Origin of the sequence: Enterococcus sp. CWB-B31 (assembly GCF_020567645.1) — a bacterium.
Classification (GTDB): Bacteria; Bacillota; Bacilli; order Lactobacillales; family Enterococcaceae; genus Enterococcus_L.
Genome location: NZ_JAJDJW010000012.1, coordinates 43439 through 60798 on the forward strand (window position 1 = coordinate 43439; position 17360 = coordinate 60798).

General features: G+C 35.9%; 15 protein-coding genes. All 15 read right to left on the reverse strand.

What is annotated here, in order from left to right; genetic code table 11:
• The 15 genes from LI954_RS11270 to brxL all read right to left on the reverse strand — a co-directional run bounded on the left by LI954_RS11270 (position 1) and on the right by brxL (position 17356).
• Positions 1 to 1575 carry an ABC transporter substrate-binding protein gene (locus LI954_RS11270; protein WP_229444511.1) on the reverse strand — a complete coding sequence of 525 codons (1575 nt, stop codon included), beginning with the start codon at positions 1573 to 1575 and terminating at the stop codon, positions 1 to 3.
• Positions 1572 to 2258 (reverse strand): class I SAM-dependent methyltransferase, encoded by a 687-nt coding sequence (locus LI954_RS11275; protein ID WP_229444512.1) that lies wholly within the window; start codon positions 2256 to 2258, stop codon positions 1572 to 1574. The genes LI954_RS11270 and LI954_RS11275 overlap by 4 nt, the downstream gene beginning before the upstream one ends.
• A gap of 856 nt (positions 2259 to 3114) precedes the next feature.
• Positions 3115 to 4536, reverse strand: coding sequence for an ABC transporter ATP-binding protein (locus LI954_RS11280; RefSeq protein WP_229444513.1), 1422 nt, complete (start codon positions 4534 to 4536; stop codon positions 3115 to 3117).
• A gap of 1 nt (position 4537) precedes the next feature.
• Positions 4538 to 5233 carry an energy-coupling factor transporter transmembrane component T gene (locus tag LI954_RS11285; protein WP_229444514.1) on the reverse strand — a complete coding sequence of 232 codons (696 nt, stop codon included), beginning with the start codon at positions 5231 to 5233 and terminating at the stop codon, positions 4538 to 4540.
• Positions 5234 to 5297: 64 nt separating this feature from the next.
• On the reverse strand, positions 5298 to 5909 hold the full coding sequence (locus LI954_RS11290; RefSeq protein ID WP_202068717.1) for an MptD family putative ECF transporter S component: 612 nt from the start codon (positions 5907 to 5909) through the stop codon (positions 5298 to 5300).
• Positions 5910 to 5972: 63 nt separating this feature from the next.
• Positions 5973 to 7712: an ABC transporter ATP-binding protein gene (locus tag LI954_RS11295; RefSeq protein WP_229444515.1), complete on the reverse strand. Its 1740-nt coding sequence runs from the start codon at positions 7710 to 7712 to the stop codon at positions 5973 to 5975.
• Between the two features lies 1 nt (position 7713).
• The gene (locus LI954_RS11300; protein ID WP_229444516.1) at positions 7714 to 9462 is read right to left on the reverse strand and encodes an ABC transporter ATP-binding protein; all 1749 of its coding nucleotides are present in this window, start codon (positions 9460 to 9462) and stop codon (positions 7714 to 7716) included.
• Between the two features lie 193 nt (positions 9463 to 9655).
• The gene (locus LI954_RS11305; protein ID WP_202068722.1) at positions 9656 to 9772 is read right to left on the reverse strand and encodes a putative metal homeostasis protein; all 117 of its coding nucleotides are present in this window, start codon (positions 9770 to 9772) and stop codon (positions 9656 to 9658) included.
• Between the two features lie 400 nt (positions 9773 to 10172).
• Entirely contained in the window at positions 10173 to 10442 is a 270-nt protein-coding gene (gene rpsN / locus LI954_RS11310; protein ID WP_229441152.1) for a 30S ribosomal protein S14, read from the reverse strand.
• A 12-nt stretch (positions 10443 to 10454) separates the two neighbouring features.
• Entirely contained in the window at positions 10455 to 10607 is a 153-nt protein-coding gene (rpmG, locus tag LI954_RS11315; protein ID WP_202068725.1) for a 50S ribosomal protein L33, read from the reverse strand.
• Positions 10608 to 10762: 155 nt separating this feature from the next.
• The gene (locus LI954_RS11320; protein WP_229444517.1) at positions 10763 to 11002 is read right to left on the reverse strand and encodes a hypothetical protein; all 240 of its coding nucleotides are present in this window, start codon (positions 11000 to 11002) and stop codon (positions 10763 to 10765) included.
• Between the two features lie 165 nt (positions 11003 to 11167).
• Positions 11168 to 11377 (reverse strand): hypothetical protein, encoded by a 210-nt coding sequence (locus LI954_RS11325; RefSeq protein ID WP_229444518.1) that lies wholly within the window; start codon positions 11375 to 11377, stop codon positions 11168 to 11170.
• A gap of 371 nt (positions 11378 to 11748) precedes the next feature.
• Positions 11749 to 14385 (reverse strand): BspA family leucine-rich repeat surface protein, encoded by a 2637-nt coding sequence (locus LI954_RS11335; protein WP_229444519.1) that lies wholly within the window; start codon positions 14383 to 14385, stop codon positions 11749 to 11751.
• A gap of 386 nt (positions 14386 to 14771) precedes the next feature.
• On the reverse strand, positions 14772 to 15146 hold the full coding sequence (locus tag LI954_RS11340) for an integrase core domain-containing protein (RefSeq protein ID WP_229444520.1): 375 nt from the start codon (positions 15144 to 15146) through the stop codon (positions 14772 to 14774).
• Positions 15147 to 15322: 176 nt separating this feature from the next.
• On the reverse strand, positions 15323 to 17356 hold the full coding sequence (brxL, locus tag LI954_RS11345; protein WP_229444521.1) for a protease Lon-related BREX system protein BrxL: 2034 nt from the start codon (positions 17354 to 17356) through the stop codon (positions 15323 to 15325).
• Positions 17357 to 17360: the final 4 nt, after the last annotated feature.

Consider the following 17360-nt stretch of genomic DNA (forward strand, 5'->3'; position numbering starts at 1 on the left):
TTACTTCACCATTAAATTTTTATAATCAATCGGAGAATCAGATAAACCAGAATAAGAAAATTCTGAAATTTTATCGGAGACTACAAATTTTTCATCTTTGTAATCAATTGGAATCGCCAAGGTTTCATCTGAGATACGTTTAAATAATTTATCAGCTATTTGTTGTTTTTGCTGTTCATCAATGACTTGACCAAACTCATCCAATAACTGAGACAGCACCTCATCATTAGCTAACACACCATGTTCTTCCTCTGTATTATGATAGAGTGAATTCAAAAAATTATAAGGCAGCAATGCGTCTGTATAAGTTCGATAAAAAATCAAATCATATTCCTTCGTTTTCCATAAAGCATCATAATAACCTTCTCTGTCCAAAATAGTTATATTGATTTTAATACCCGCTTTTTTCAAATCATTTTCAAGTAATTCCGCCTGCTGTTTCCATTCTGGGAATTCAGTTGTTTGAATCACTAAATCAAAAGAAAGCTCCTGATGATCTTTTTCATAGTAACCTGCTTTATTTTTAGCGTATCCTTCGCTTTCAAGTATGCTCATTGCCTTTTCAATGTCATAAGTAACGGCTTTTTGATTTACTTCAGAAACATACTGTACATTTTCACGAAATAACCCTACAAGTTCCTTATCCGATAAAGAAGCTTTATCAATTGCCAGCTCAATCACATTCCGAAGGGTTGTATTTAATTCTTGATTATCAGGATTAAACGCTAGAAAATGCGACATCGTCCCTTCAAACTCTACTACATTATACTCAGTGTCTGATTCAAAAGAACCTATATCACTATCTGTTACTGCTCCCAGTGTTCCGCCAATAATATCAGCTTCGCCACTCTTTAAAGCCAAAGTTCTTGAGCTTCCATCTTCGATCATCTTAAAGTTTATTTGGTAATTCACAGGATTCTCATCATTGTAATAAGGATTTGGTATCATTAACACGTGTTCAGCAGAACTTTCTTTGATCATAAATGCACCTGAACCAATCGCTTCTATGAATTTTCCCGATACCTTCTCCTCTTCAACGGAGTGAGGACTCATAATTCTTAATGGGCGTGTCTGGCACAGCTCTGCTAATATCTGATTAGAAATCTCAGTGAATGTTAGTTCGATTGTTTGTTCATCTATCACTTCAATTTTTTCTAAATTAGAAAGCAATTGCAGTGAGCTTATTTCGTTATTAAACTTTGCCCGTTCAATAGTAAATTTAACTGCTTCTGCATCAACTGGGCTGCCATCTGAGAATTTTACTTTTTCATTCAGATAAAAAATATATTTTTTGCCATCTTCAGAAATTTCCCAAGAAGCAGCTAGTCCCGGCTTAAAAGCTCCTTTTTCATCATACTCCACTAAAGGTTCATAGACTGCACTGTAAATCGCCATTGAAGAATTGTAGGTAGTTGCATCTAATTGTTCAGCTTTTGGTTCATCCGAGATAGCAATATTGACAGTCTCTGCTTCCTGATTATTCTCATTGGACGATTCTTTATTTGTACCATTACAGCCAGTCAATACCAAAGAAAAGAGGATCATAATTACCCCTATTACTGATAGTTTCTTCATAGCTGCACCCCTTTCTTAGTAGCTTTAATCAAGTATGAACTTTCACAAGAAAGAATATAGTCATCCACGGTTAAATAAAAATCATGATAATTAGTAACATCATAAATTGTACTTGTATACTCTTTACGCAGCTCAACTGAAAAACCATTTTTAACTAAACTATCCACAACTTCTGTTAACGTTTTATTTTGCATTTTGGTTGCTCCAAAACGATCAATTTTACCCCTCATATACTCAAAGCTTGGATTCTTAGATTGATCTGTAAACAAAGCATAGTAGACACCCTGTTCATTTAAGACATCTGACATCATTGAAAAATGATTATCTAAATCTTTGATTAAGTACAATACTGAGGTACTAATTATTGTATGAAACTTTTGCTTCAGCGCTCTTGCTTCTCCCGTTTGGACATAGCAGATCGGATAAGTACCTGCACGCTGATTTGCTGTTTTTATTGCTTGCTTTGCCAAATCAATTCCATAAGCACTGTGGAAAGGAATTTCATCATATAATTTCCTTAAAAAACCACCTTGATTACACCCAAAATCTAAAATATCCCGGTCTAATACATCATCCCTGTCTATTAGACCTATGACATTTTGCCATCCTGTTTGGTGACTGTCCTCCATATCTTGATCCCCCTTACTTCCTTCCTGCCACCAAGTGTCATAAAATTTAATCATACTTCTGTTCCCCTCTCTCAATTGAGAATGATTCTCATTATCAATTATTTCATATGTATGCTTATTTTACAAGCCCTACTTTGTTTGGTCTCATATGTTACTATTGGATATGCTCCACGTTTCTTGGTTTAAAGACCTGGATAATTTTTAATATCATCAATATACTAAGACTTTGTCCATACATTACTCCACTCTATTGCTGTTTAATAAGGGCAGCCTGGTAAGAGAACGTTTGAGATCGAGACAAAAGCAATCAGCTCCGAAAATTGACAAGGAACACTAGTCATAAAATGATTAGCTGTGAATGGATACACTCCGCTGTGCTGCGATCACATCAACTTCGACGCATGAAACATACAAGAGTTGACAGGCTTCACCAGGATTACTTTAGCAGAGTAGATGAAGTCCTGTTACCTACTCGGTGAAGGACCTGGGCGCCTCATATTTTCAGTATTATTTGGCTTAATTCCGAAGGAGTTGCTCCTGCGGTTACTCGTTGCAAAAAGAATTTTTGCTTTTATACCGCCATTTATTTAGAGTTAGATACGAAGAGCGTTTGGAACTTTATTGCTGTCCCACTCACTTTATGTTTGAGCTAGTAAAAAACGAGAAAATCGGATAGTCAAGAATTTCCGAAATATCAAAGGAAAATCAGGAATCAGCAGCTGTTTTAAAAGAACAGCTGCCGTTTATTTGACTCAATTCAGCAATGAAATCGGGCAGCCGCTTTTCACAGTAGAATCGCTTGCGGCTCACTGTCCGAATGCTTGACCACAACGATTCATGAAGTTGCATTTTAATAGAAAAATTACTCCCAGAATACGGATTTTTTTAAATGATGCAGAACTTAAAAAAACTAATTTCCCATAAGTTGAATTGTTCTTTGTCCAAACCCTCTGGCAAATTCAAAATCATGTGTGACAATCAGAAAAGACAGTCCCTGTTTAGCATAATCTAAAATCATCTGCTGCACACGAAGCATATTGCCAGCATCCAAGCCAGAAGTTGGTTCATCCAATATCAACAGCTCCGGTTCTCTCATCAATCCTACTGCAAAAACTAATCTTTGTTTTTGTCCGCCAGAAAGTGTTGCTGGATGTTGTTCTCTAACTTCTATCAATCCTAAGTCTTTTAAAAGCTTCTCTGCTTTTTTCAGATTTGCAGCATCATGTTTAATCCCCAGTAGTAACTCATTTAATACACTATCAGAAAATAACTGGTAATCAGCATCCTGCAATACAAACCAGCATTTTTCTCGTCTTTTTTTCATAGCTGATTGCTTGCCATCAATGAAAATCTGCCCACCCCTTTCATGATTTAAACCACAAAGAGTACGGACCAAGGTTGTTTTTCCCAAACCATTTTTTCCAGTTAATAATAAAATATCTCCTTTGTTCAGCTGTAAACTAATATTACTGAGCAGCTTGGGAGAAAAACGATGATGCCCAATAGCCACATCTGAAAGTTCCAAAAAAGGAGACTTCTCTATATTCTCCTTGTCCTGTTTTTTCAAAATTTCTGTGATTATGATCTCCTGCTTTTCACGAATTCCTAAATTGTCTAATGTTTCTTTAGACAGCTGTTGAAATTCCTCTCTGCCCCACTGCTGAATCAATTTCCCATCTGCCATATAAATGATTCGGTCTACTACATCCATTAAATAGCAGATTCGATGGTCAGCCACTATAATTGTTTTTCCCTCCTTTTTTAGCTTGTGCAAGGCTTTAGTTAATTGTAGACTCCCCTGATGATCAAGATTAGCTGACGGCTCATCCAAAACAAAAAGTTCAGGTCCATGAACTTCTACCGCACTCATCGCAATTTTTTGTTTTTCTCCACTTGAAAGCCTGTCTAACTTTTGTTCCTTTAAATACGCAATTTGATTTACCTCAAGAACCCTATTTACTCGACTATTAATCAATTGTAAATCAAGGCAATAATTTTCAGAGGCAAAAGCGAGCTCATCTAAAACATTGGAAGTAAAGAACTGAGAGCGTGCATCTTGAAAAATACTTCCTATAAGTTCTCCATACTCCCATACCTCTAGATTCTTTACATTTTTCTCCTTTAAATAGAAACTTCCTGAAAGTTCTCCATCGTAATAATGTGGTATTAGCCCATTAAGCAAACGAGTTAATGTTGTTTTCCCGCAGCCTGAAGGTCCTGTCATCAGCACACATTCTCCCTCAGCAATATCTAGAGAAATATCCTTCAACTGATGCCCCTCAGCTCCGTAGCAAAATGAAATTTCTTTCAATCTAATTATGGGATTGTTCATTTTAGAGCCTCCAAACTTTGAATACAAATACATTGAATACATAGCCGATAAAAAACAACACCATGCTAAGATCTTTTATGGTAATCCGGCTTTGATAAATAGAAGTTCGCTGTCCAGGATACTCAATTCCTTTAGTCATTGCGGAGACAGTCAATTCGTCTGTTATTTTCATGGTTCTCATCATCAAAGGAACAAACGTGTGTTCAAAGGTTTTTAAAGGATGCAGCCAATTTTTAGGCTGTGAAAAGGATAATCCTCGCAATTTAGCGGAGAGTTGGATTATACTGTTTTCTTGCCTGATAGTTGGAAAAAATCTTAATACTACTGCTAAGGTAACACTAAAATTTTTCGGTAATTTTAAGGATTGCAGTGCAGACATTAGCCGCCCAGCAGGAACATCCTGCAGGACTCTGGCTATCATTAAGACCGGTCCAAATCTTAAAAACATAAAGCTAAAAAAACCGATATATTTTAACCATTGTTGTTCTGCAGTCACTATATATAAATGAAGTCCTATTGTTATTGAGACTAACACAGCTATTTTAGCCGCTGTTTTAAAAAAGCCATTATAAATTAAATAAAATAAGCCAAAAATATTTAATAAAATCAATTGATTTACATTTGCAGCCAAGACAAGAATACTTTGAGCAATCAGTATAAGAAACTGAATTTTTGGATCAATACTACCTTTCATCATCTTCTCCTTCATTTCATGTTAGAGAGGAAGCAGAGCTTATTGCTTCCCATTACAAATCAAATACTTAATTTACAGGAGAAATAATCCCCGCTTTAATAAAATGCTTTCTTAATAAATGATAACCAAATAAACAGCCCAAGCTAATTGCCATAATTAGCGCCATAATAGAAATGAAAATCCAAAATGGTGTTATCATATATTTTGTATATGCCTCTAACAAAATTCCCTCAATTTGCATAGTAGAAAAGTAATAATCGGCAGAAATTGCCAATATAATGTAATTTGAAAAGCCGTAAAATAAATTATAAATAGTAAAAGCTGCAGTCTGGGCTGTCAATTTACGATATCCTTTAGTTTTTGCCAAAATAAATTCACCAATCAGTGCGCCGATTAATGTAAATGGCAGCACATAAATCGTTCCCATAATCGCATAAAATAAGCCGTTAACTGCACCAAAAATTAACAAAGTTCCTTTTTTCCCTACTTTAAAAGCTATTAATAAGTAAATCGGGCAGGTAAAAAACAGAACAAAGGCTGTTGCATAAGGATATAGCCATAAAAGAAAAGGAACCGTTACCATTGATAAAGTCATCACTATGACAAATTGTACTAAGGTATATAAGCCGATTGTTAAATAATCCTTTGAAGCAAGTGAAGCCGTAGTCTTCTTTTTCATTTGTATACATCTCCTTTATCATTAATAAGCAATCAAACTAGCTTTACTACTTTTTGATATCAGCTAATTATTACTAAATTTCCAATTTGCGGCTTCATTCTGCATGTCTACCAGCCTATGGTAAAGCTCACACTGTTGATAAAGCTCATCGTGTGTCCCCTGTGCTTTGACTGTTCCTTTGTCCAACACCACGATCCTATCGGCATTCATAATTGTTTTTAAGCGGTGTGCAATGACAACCACTGTTTTATCTTCTACCAGTTTTTTGATTGCCTGTTGAACGCCGGCTTCATTTTCTAAATCTAAAGCAGCTGTTGCTTCATCCAGCAGAATAATTTCTGATTGCTTTAAAAAAGCCCGTGCAATACTGACCCGCTGCTTTTCACCACCGGACAGCGTCGAACCGCCTTCCCCAACTAACGTATCATAGCCATCTGGCAGCTCGCTAATAAACTCATGACAATGCGCTTTTTTTGCAGCTTCCATCACTTCCTCAAAGCTGGCATGTTGATTTCCCACACAAATATTATTTAAAATAGTATCTTTAAAAAGATAAACATCTTGAAAAACCATTGATAAATGGGAATAAAGATTTTCCGGATCAATCATTTTTAAGTTTTTACCACCAATTTCAATGGCTCCTTCGTTCACATCATAAAAACGAGCAAGCAATTTTACGATGGTTGATTTGCCGCTCCCAGAAGGACCTACCAAAGCAGTTAAGGTTTTTGGATGAATGTCTAAATCAATATTTTTCAGTACCGCCTCTTCCTTATAAGCAAAACCCACATTCTTAAATCGAATAGTGTAATCATCGCCCAGTTTTTCACTTCCTTCAACTTCCGGCTGATTGCGAATAGCCATGATTCGTTCGCCGCTGATCAATGCATAACGCATTTCAGTATAATTCATCATTAACGCTGTAAAGGGATCATAAATCCGACTAGCCACAACGATAAAAGCTAAAAAGATAGATTCTGTAATGCTTTTTTGTGCCAATAAATAAGAGCCCATAAAAACTAAAATTGGCAGCCCCATTCTAAGCAGCGAAATAGAAACCATCACAACTGGGCCCAGTACCCCTTCAAGCCGAATCGATTCTTTTCGCAGTGTATTAAATGCTTTTTGAATTCTGGTAAACTGTTCTCCACCTAAAGAGTAAGCTTTAATTTCCTTAATTCCCTGTAAATATTCCTGTAGTCTTGAAGCACTCTCAACCTTTGCTTGAATATGCTGGGCTCCCAGCTTATTCATTAGCATATTAGAACCTTTTATCACTAATAATGCAATGGGCAGCATAGCATATAAGCATATGGTCATTTTCCAGTCAATCAGACAAAGAGAAACAAAAGCAATCCCTAAAAGAATAAGTGCAGATACTGCTTGCGGAACAATATGAGAAACAGCCGTTTCCAATAGCGTGTAATCCCCCAGCATCATTGTTGTGAGATCTCCAGGATCTCGACTGTCTAGAAAGCCCAATGATAATTTACGCAGATGATTCGCCAGTTTTGTGCGACCTTTTTCCGAAACCTCATAAGCAGCAATATACTCTTTATCATACGTAACAGTGGATATAAGGAGTTGAAGCAAAAACCAAACAAAGCTGGCAAAAATCAAATAAAAATATAGTTTTGTATTTAACAACCGATTTTGCTGGTAGGCTTCAAATAATTCAGAAATCCCATAAAAAGCAATGATAGGAGGTATCAGTCTTACAGAGGATTCCAATGTTGCCCAAATAGTAGATTGAACTAAATTTTGGGGTTCTCCAGAAGTAATATTATAAATCATTTTTCGCATCTTACTTTACCTCCCAGTCCTTTGTTTCTTCATTAATAGTCCATAGCCTATAATATAAGGGATTAGTTGAAAGCAATTCTTGATGCGTCCCACTTGCCTGAATTTCCCCTTTATTACAAACAAGGATTTGATCCACATGTTGAATGGTCCATAAACGATGAGCAATAATCAACACTGTTTTCCCTTTGACCAGCTCATTAATTGCCTGTTGAATATATACTTCGTTTTCTGCATCCGCATAAGCTGTCGCCTCATCTAAAACAAGGATTGGCGCATTTTTTAAAAGAGCACGAGCAATGGAAATTCTCTGTGCCTCACCTTTAGATAAATAAACACCGTCTTCTCCAATCTTTGTTGCATAGCCATTAGGTAATTCTTGGATAAATTCATTACAGCGTGCCAGATGAGCCATATGCATAACCTCTTCTAAGCTAGCCTCCTTGTTTCCCATTCGAATATTTTCTTCAACGGTATCATTAAACAAGGTGACATCCTGAAAAACAAAAGAGACTTCATGCATCAATGTGTCAATGGTAACCTCACGGATATCCTTATTCCCAATTTTGATTGTACCTTCTGACGGCTCATAGAATCTCAAAAGCAGCTGTGCAATGGTACTTTTCCCTCCACCGGAAGGTCCTACCAGCGCATTCATTGTATTCGGCTTCAACTCAAAGCTGACTTGTTTCAAAATCTGGTTCCCTTCTGTATAAGCAAAGGAAACATTTTCAAAAGCAATAGTATTATTAAAAAATGTACCCTCTGTTTGGATTTCTTTTACAGGCGATTCAGCAAAAATTTCATCCACCCGCTTAACGCCTTCATTTACATTGCTAAAAGTGGCAGCTGCATACATCAACTTCATGAAGGGCCCAGTAGTGCCCGAAGCTAAAATAATGAATAGCATGACAGTCAAAGCTAACGACTTATCCTGAGGGTTTTGACTGATTAAAAAAGCCCCAAAAGGCATTACGAATAAGACAACAGAGGATATTAATGTAGTAAACAGCACATAACCTGAGCGAAATTCTTGTGACCATCCCATTACTAAGGTTCGATAATCTTTGATACTTTGATGAAATCGTTTGAAGTTGTCCACAGACAACCCAAAAATTTTGACTGCCGGCATCGCCCGAACATATTCCACACCATTACTGTTCATCGCTTCTAATGCATCATGATATTCCTTCACCTTGTTTCCCTTCATACTTTGTCCCATAAGATAAGAATACATCCCAACTGCTAAAAAAAGCGGAATCAGGGAAATCAACCCTAAACGCCAATCTATCGTGATCATCAATCCAAGATAAATAAAGGGAAAAATTAAAGCAGAAACAATGTCTGGAATTTGATGAGCAATAAAGGACTCCATCTTCTCAACACACTGATCAATAATCTTCATTAATTGTCCACTGGATTTCTGATTGAAAAAACCCATAGAAAGCTTAGATAAGTGCTGTAAAATATCCATACGAATTTCATATAAAATATCAAAAGCCGCAATATGAGAACACATGGCAGAGGCATAAAGTAGAACCATTCCGGCTAAAACACTTCCCATTGATATCAAACTCCAATGAATAAGACTATTCGCCGAATAGTTTCCCAGCATCAATAATTCGATAATCTTATAAATACAATAAAATGGTATAAATTGTACCACGGTCGCTAATGTTGCTAAAATTCCCGAGATTGACAGCAATCCTTTTTTTTGTTTAATGTATCGGATTAAAACTGATTCGTTTTTCATTCATTTAACTCCTTTCATTTATTTTAACAAAATCCAATTGAGAATGATTATCATTATCATTTAATCATGTTTAGTAAATATTTTCAAGGATTTTCCATATTTTCTTTCATTTGCATACTCCTTTGCCTGAATATCTAGGAGTAGTTAAAATGAATACTCCAACACAATAATTTGCATTGAAGTATCTACAGCGCTATCTTCTTAGTTTATTTCTTTTCGTCTCTTTAATAATTTTTAATGCTCGTTTACGCGTCTTGATATTCGGACTTTTTAATCGTCGATATGCACTCGATAAATCTGTTTTTTCCATATTTTCCTCCTTATGTGGAAGCTTAAATCCTTATATTTTGCTGATTTCTCAACTAATTTTTTTGAAAAGCCTATAAGTCTATAAACGTTTCCTCACTTAAATTCTGTCCAATGATGATCAGCTCATTCTTATTTTCTTTTGCTTCACAAGTCGTCATATTGGACTAAATAAGCTGATCCATGCCTTGAATGTCCATCTGAAATTCTTACCTGCTATTCGATTACTTTTTTTCTTTATACTATCCTTTCAAGGAGATAGGATGACTTTGCCTATTGTCTCTCAAAGTTTCGTCATAAGAAATTTCAGACTTTGAAACTTTAATAGGTACATCACGGCTTCTTTTTTTGGGAAATTTCCCTTGCTGATATAGGCATTAGCTATCTCTCCTAACTTTTCTATATTACCAACTGGCTTTTTTAACACCTGGAATTTTTCCTTGATGTGCCAATTGTCTAAAATTGATTCTTGACATACCAAACTTACGCATATAAGCTCTTGGTCTTCCATCAATCCGGTCTCTTAACTTCATTCTATTGGGGTTCGAATCTCTCGGAAGCTTACGCAATGCTTCATAATCCCCCTTCTTTTTTAATTCATATCGCAATGCTGCATAGTGTTCTACTAAATACTTTTGCTTTTCATATTTTGCAACTTTTGATTTCTTAGCCAAGTTCCTTTTCCCTCATTTCTTGATTTCTCTAAAAATCGCTTTTCTTCTTAGCTTTTGAGAATATTTTTTCAACTCTAGTCTGCCAGGCGTATTTCGTTGATTTTTACTTGTGGAATACAAGCGTTCCCCTGTTTCAATACACTCTAAAATAATCGTTTGACGCATTTTCCTCCTCCTTTTCTTTTTAATAGTGAACCAATATTTCCTGAGCAAATTTCCACCCTATTAAGTTAACTGATAATAAGTGGACCAATGATCTGATTATTTCTATAGTTTCTTTTGTTTTTCACGTCCAAAATAAAGACGATAGACCTCCTCTTCTATACCAGTGAGCGTGTGGTCGCTATATTGGATATATCTGAAAGCTCCTGTACATGGGATATATATCTTAAAAGTAATTCTGCCTCTGTTAAAACTATCATTTCTACTTCGCCTTCATCACCCATAATCTTTTTTGTAAGATCATAAACAGGATAAAAGCAAGTGACAATTTGCAGATTTTCTTCTGAAGCATCCTCCTTGTTTGATGAACAAACACTGAGCAAACCGACAACTACCAATAAACTAGAACCTAAAATGAGTTTTTTTTCATTTGATTATCCCCCATTAGGTTACGATTCACCTTCCTTAAATCGTAATCATTACGTTTTGAGTTATTGAATATTATCAAATGAACAACATTCTGTCAAGATTTTTAAAATAAAAAAAACTTCTACATTCTAAAATCAGACATAGAAGCTTTCAATAACTAGCTTATTCATTTTAACAAGAAGACAATCACTTTCGCGTTGTGCTATTGCTTCTACCATCCTCGATTTCACTGTAGGAAGATCTTCTGTATAGTTCAAATCATTTTGTCCATCATTATTTAGTAGAACTTCAGTCATTTCTCTGGCACTACCTGAATCACTTGAATAAACTGGAGTCTTTGCCATTTTCAGTGCTGGCACAACCTGCAATAGAAAACAATAACATAATCATCATACTTAGCAGAAAGATTGATGCGGAAACTGTTTTTGGATGCATGAAGGCTTGTTTGGGTTTCACCCGTTATCATGTAGGAGGGATGGAGAAGGTTCGGAGAGAATCCGGGATTATCATTTTCGCTTTAAACATGATAAAATTAGCTGCCAGAGCACGGGGAAAAGACAAAGAAAAACGGTAATCGAAATCTTTCAACAGATTTTCGATTACCATTTTTCTTTTTTGATCATTTTAGGACTACTTTTGTCACAGTCCCATTTTCTTATTTAAAAGACTTATCCCATTTAACTTTTCCTTAATTTTAGCTAATTAAGCTATAAATCTAAATTTTTTCTCTTACATATTTTCCAGGCTGACTTCCATCATAATTCAAAATGAACTCTTTTGTCGTATCATATACAGATACTCCATCCGGTCCTAACCATTTCCCTGTATAAAATTCATCGACTATTTCATTTAAATTTATGGAAACTGTACTCAACTTCGAATTTGTACCAAGTATTAATTCTTCAATCCTATTGGAATGAAGAAACATAGCATCCATATTTTTCGCATTCCTTGTATCAAAGTTGCTCATATCTATTTTGGTTACTTTGGTCATTTCTCTAAACATATGAGACATATCTGTTACCTTATCAGTTTTAAAATTACTGACGTCTACTTGTTGCAATTCCTGCATTTCTCTGAACATGCTGTACATACTTGTTACTTTACCTGTTTCAAAATTACTCACATCCAGTTCAGAAAGCTTACGTGCATAGCTGAACATTGCAGCCATATTATTCACATTTTCTGTATTAAAATTGCTGACATCCAATTTTTTTAATTCATAGGTTCTGGCAAACATAGAACCCATATTTGTTACTTTACCAGTATCGAAATGACCTATATCCAACAGTTCAATCTTCTCAAGATAAGCAAACATGGCAAACATATCTCTTACATTACTTGTGTTGAAGTTGCTTACATCTAGACTTGTTAGATTCTTCATGCCATCAAACATTGCACCCATTGATAAAACACTACTTGTATCAAAATGACTCAAGTCTAATTCCGTTAAATTTGTTACGTTATTAAACATCGAGTCCATAAACTGAACTTTGCCAGTATTGAAGCTACTAAGGTCTAATTCCGTTAAGCGGCTCATCCCCTTAAACATATTGCTCATAGTATAGACATTACTAGTGTCAAAATGGCTTAGATCTAATTTCTTCAATGAAGTGCAGCCACTAAACATAAACTTCATCATTACAACTTCAGAGGTATCCAAAAGCTCAATTCCTTCAATTGCCTCCAGATTAGATAGAGAAGAAAACATATAGCTGCTTCTGGAATTCAATTTTACCGGTGCTGTAAAAACAATCTTCTTAATTTTCAATCCACCTAATAATGAATGGTTTTCTATATCATCTCTGATGTAATGTTCAGAAAAATCTCCAACAGGAAATTCTCCGCCGCTAAAAGTCACTGTTTGACTATCTTTATCCCATACCCATGTAGTTGTGCCAAAGGTCCCTTTTGGTTTCTCTGGTGTCACTGTTACAACACAAGAACTTTTTACTTTTCCTGATTTTGTTGAAGCTGTGATTATGGCAGTTCCTTCTTTCAGACCAGTTACTTCTCCTTGAGCATTCACAGATGCTATCGATTCGTCACTTGTTGTCCAAATAACTGTTTTATCTGTCGCTTCTTCTGGAAGCACCGTAACAGTTAACGGAATGTCTTGATTTAGTTCTACTTCAAGAGCTTGAGGTAATTCTATTTTTTCTGCTCTAATTTCATAGTTATCTTCCAAACCAACAAATTTTGTTTCATACTCATGAGTATACTCTTTTCCATCTTTGAGTATTCCTCCAATCTTTACCTTATACAAAACATTTTTTTCAGCAGTAAAATCATTGTTGGGTCTAAAGATTACTGTATTATATCCATCATTCCCATACATATTCTCTCTGACAGTAGCTATTGTTAACTCTCCGCTGTTATCATCATTCTTCATTACAGTTAATTCATTCGTTTCTGTATTTTCAATTGTTACCTTTATATTTTCTGTTAGTCTATAGCCAAAAAGATTAAAATGAACTGTCCAGCGCATATTCTTCTCGTAATCCTGGCCCAGACGGTTTGCATAGGCTTCATCTGCATACGGGTTGTCAGTATTGTACAATTCATATGGAAATAAACCCTCAGCTGGCCAATAAGCAATTGTATCATTACTGTAACGACTGCTCATTGAAGTATAATTTTGAGTTGCATACACACTAGTGTAATACTTAATTCCTGATTCTGGATTTCCATTGGCTATCGCATACCCAAATCCAACACTCGTATTAGCGATTCCAAGCATATGGCTTCGATGCCCGGCATAGGTATTTGTATATCCAAAATCAGTCATAAACGCACGTGTATGATACTCTAGAGACACCTCTTTAAAATGAGAATGAATACTTGAACTATTTGTTGCCTGCTTTGCCTTTTCCCAAAAACTATCAGGCATATCTTCTGGTTTCTTCGAATCATCAAGTCCGTGTTTTTGCAATAGTGCCGCCGCCATCCCTACAGCCCCATATTGGGAAGTTTCAAAGTCAGACTGAGAATACGGAATCTCGGAAACTCCTGCCAGCTTACGCATGAAATTTAGATTTCTTGTAGCATTCTCTGTTGTCTGAACTTTGAAAGTCCCTAGCGTATAAATCCCATCCTGAAGAACTGGTAATTCAATAAATTTCTCTATTGAAACAGCATCATTTTGAATCTCACGGTATTCATCACGCATACTGATAATATTATTATACTCTTCTAATGACACAGGATATACATTTTCATTTGTTTGAGTCGAAACAGCAGATACAGCATTTTTATTCAAAACTGACTGTTGTTCTACCGCTTGAGCAGATACGGCTGATAATGTACTCAGTATCATTAAAGAGCTAATCCCCAAAAATAATTTTTTTTTCATTTTTCTCCCCACTTCTTTCTTATTTTAACCCCATTTATGACAACTACATGAAAACAATCTTAACGGCAAAAACACCTACCTTTCCAATATTTGTTGAATAAGCCTTACGCATATTAACCTATTTCAAAAATAATTATACAGTATAAATAGATAGAATAGTAGCAGGTATAGAATAATAATCATCCTAATTTTCATTATTCAAAATATACAATTTTTCTCCCAAGCCTGTAGCCAACTTTCACCACTTAGTTATTGCTCATGAAGGACTCAATCGAGTAGGAGGGGAGCGATTAGTTCACTCACCGACCTCTCACACCACCGTGCATCAGACTGTCTGGTCCTAAGTCAAGAATTAGGACAAGTTGAAATGAGAACGCCCTCTGCTTTTAGCTAATGAGTCGACGTTTTCTTTTCTCGGCTTGTTCATGCAACGTTTCAAATTCATTTAGGGACAGATAATTGCAATAGCTGTGGATTCGAACTGTATTGTAGAATGTTTCAATGTATTCAAAAATCATATGGTAGGCATGAGTGAAATTTTTGAGAGTAAAACGATTTAACCATTCCCGTTTAATCAGAGCATGAAAGGGCTCGATACACGCATTCTCCCATGGTGCAGCCTTGGCTAAGCAGCTCAGTTGTATATCAGCTGTGACGCGTTGGTATTCTTTGGAAATATACTGGCTCCCCCGGTCACTGTGTAAAACCAACGGCAGAAAAATGTGCCGACCTTTCTTGGCCTTTTTGACAGTATCCACCACGCAGGAAACCTCCAACGTATCCGTCACGTTCCAGGCAATGATTTTATAGAACTTATCGTCATAAATACTCGCTTATGAACCACATAAGCTACATTTTCTTCCTTGATTTCAACAAAAATCACTAAAAAATTCAAATTCCACTAACTTTTCAGACATGCCCTAGTTTTTTTAGAATGTTAATCCACACCAAGAGCTTTATAAATAGCACTTCTAGCATCGCTATATGGCAATAAATCAAATGCTCCCATCAAATCGCCAGGCACAGCTCCCAAGTCTATCATACTAGCCATTGGAATCAATACTTTTTTAGCTCCAGCATCTAAAGCAACCTGAAGTGCACCAGCAAGATCCTCTGCTTTTTTCACACTTCCTCCAATAGTAATGTCTCCAATCACAACCATACTAGGCTGGACTGCCTTTCCTAAACCAATAGAACTAATTGCAATCTCTGTGGCTAATTGTAAAGTAGTTGTCATTCCAACACCTTTTAAGTCCTGTGCAGTTACCAAATAATCTTTGGTTGTTAAACTAATCGCATTCGAAATTGAAGAAGCATTGGCTTTCATATAATTAAAAGCATTTTTCATAGCTTCTTTAGCTTCACGATCACTACCCAAACCAGTATGACTAAATTTACCATTTCCTGTAATCATTTGTGATTCAAGTTTATAAACACCTAACTGACCATTCTTTCCGATTCCAACTGTATACAACTGACCCGGCGAAGAAAAACCATCTGGAATAAGCGTTCCACTTCCTTGTTCTGGAACTGAGACATATTCCTCTCGTTCTTCCTCTACATCGATATACGAAAGCTGAACATCATAGAATTCCATCCCACCAATTTTTTTCAGTTGTTCTTTCACACGCCGTCGCATCTCAATTGAAAATCGAAGAATTTTTTCAACATTTTCCTTTGTGTATTCTCCATGAGGGTAAATCAATTTCATTAACCCTGAAACCATTTTTTTGACAGCAATAGTATCTCGCTGATTTAACTGAGTTCCTAATTTAAAATACTTATCAATAGCATCAGCAAAACTTACTTTACGAAGTTCTCGCATTACTTCAGAAAAATAATCAGTAATCAAACCATAATCATTTGTGAAAAAGTCTGGACGATATTTAGGAATTTCCCAACCAGGAATATAACAGTGCATCCGATCCAAGAATGCTGTGTCCATACCCATCACTTCTGGAAACGGTTCAAACAAATTTGAAGTTTGAAGTATTACATCAACACTTTGATTAATATTACCAACAAAAACCATTGAAGCCATCGCATTCTTCTCTTCTTTACCACGTGCAAAGGAACCCGAAGCCATGTAATCTTTCATAATTTGTACACCATCTTTATCTTTAAAGGTAATGCCTGCCACTTCATCAAAAGCAACGCAATCCCAAAGTCCTACTAACCCAATTTGCTTAGAGGCCATGTTATAAAATAAATTCGCAACTGTTGTTTGACCACCTGATATAAGAATAGAGTTAGGTGAGATTTCTTTATAAACATGTGATTTTCCCGTTCCACGAGGTCCAAGTTCACACAAATTAAAATTATTTTCTATTAGAGGAATTAATCGTGCTAAGTGTAACCACTTTACTCTCTCATCAAAATGTGTAGGTTCCATTCCAACAGAGCGAAGAACTAAATCAATCCACTCTGCATCAGAAAACTGTGCTCTTGCCAATCTCACATCATCCATATTTAAACCTGGCATCTGAATAGGGGTTACCTTCTTGGCAATAAACGGACTCTTATATGGATCATTTTCATCAAACCAATATTCCATATTGACAATACACCAAATCCCTCCTCCCAATAAACGATCAAACTGTTTTGGGTATTCATCTGGTATAAACACTCCGTGTAAACCTAGATTCGAAAATTCTGCTTCATACTGATCTTTTCTTGGATTCAGTGTAACTGTTACTTTATCAATCACTGTATAGCCGCCATTTTCGCGAATTCGTGAAATAACTTTTTCTGCTTCATCTGGACGAACGTAATTGCGTTCTAATATTTTTTTTACATTTTCAACACCTTTTTCTATAGAGGCTTCATCTAAAGAAGACGCATACATCCCAAGCAAATATTCTAGAACATAGACAGGAACATTCGCTCCTTCTTTAATCTTCTTGGTTAAATCTTTACGTACATACTTGCCAGGGAAAAATTCCACTAATTTATTCAAAATTATTTCTTGCATCAGT

Excerpts from the sequence above, each read along its gene's own strand:
- LI954_RS11275 (WP_229444512.1), bottom strand. The coding sequence starts at position 2,258 with ATGATTAAATTTTATGACACTTGGTGGCAGGAAGGAAGTAAGGGGGAT.
- rpmG (WP_202068725.1), bottom strand. The coding sequence starts at position 10,607 with ATGCGTCAAACGATTATTTTAGAGTGTATTGAAACAGGGGAACGCTTG.
- LI954_RS11280 (WP_229444513.1), bottom strand. The coding sequence starts at position 4,536 with ATGAACAATCCCATAATTAGATTGAAAGAAATTTCATTTTGCTACGGA.
- LI954_RS11270 (WP_229444511.1), bottom strand. The coding sequence starts at position 1,575 with ATGAAGAAACTATCAGTAATAGGGGTAATTATGATCCTCTTTTCTTTG.
- LI954_RS11300 (WP_229444516.1), bottom strand. The coding sequence starts at position 9,462 with ATGAAAAACGAATCAGTTTTAATCCGATACATTAAACAAAAAAAAGGA.
- LI954_RS11335 (WP_229444519.1), bottom strand. The coding sequence starts at position 14,385 with ATGAAAAAAAAATTATTTTTGGGGATTAGCTCTTTAATGATACTGAGT.
- brxL (WP_229444521.1), bottom strand. The coding sequence starts at position 17,356 with ATGCAAGAAATAATTTTGAATAAATTAGTGGAATTTTTCCCTGGCAAG.
- LI954_RS11325 (WP_229444518.1), bottom strand. The coding sequence starts at position 11,377 with ATGGCAAAGACTCCAGTTTATTCAAGTGATTCAGGTAGTGCCAGAGAA.
- LI954_RS11295 (WP_229444515.1), bottom strand. The coding sequence starts at position 7,712 with ATGCGAAAAATGATTTATAATATTACTTCTGGAGAACCCCAAAATTTA.
- LI954_RS11290 (WP_202068717.1), bottom strand. The coding sequence starts at position 5,909 with ATGAAAAAGAAGACTACGGCTTCACTTGCTTCAAAGGATTATTTAACA.
- LI954_RS11285 (WP_229444514.1), bottom strand. The coding sequence starts at position 5,233 with ATGATGAAAGGTAGTATTGATCCAAAAATTCAGTTTCTTATACTGATT.
- LI954_RS11305 (WP_202068722.1), bottom strand. The coding sequence starts at position 9,772 with ATGGAAAAAACAGATTTATCGAGTGCATATCGACGATTAAAAAGTCCG.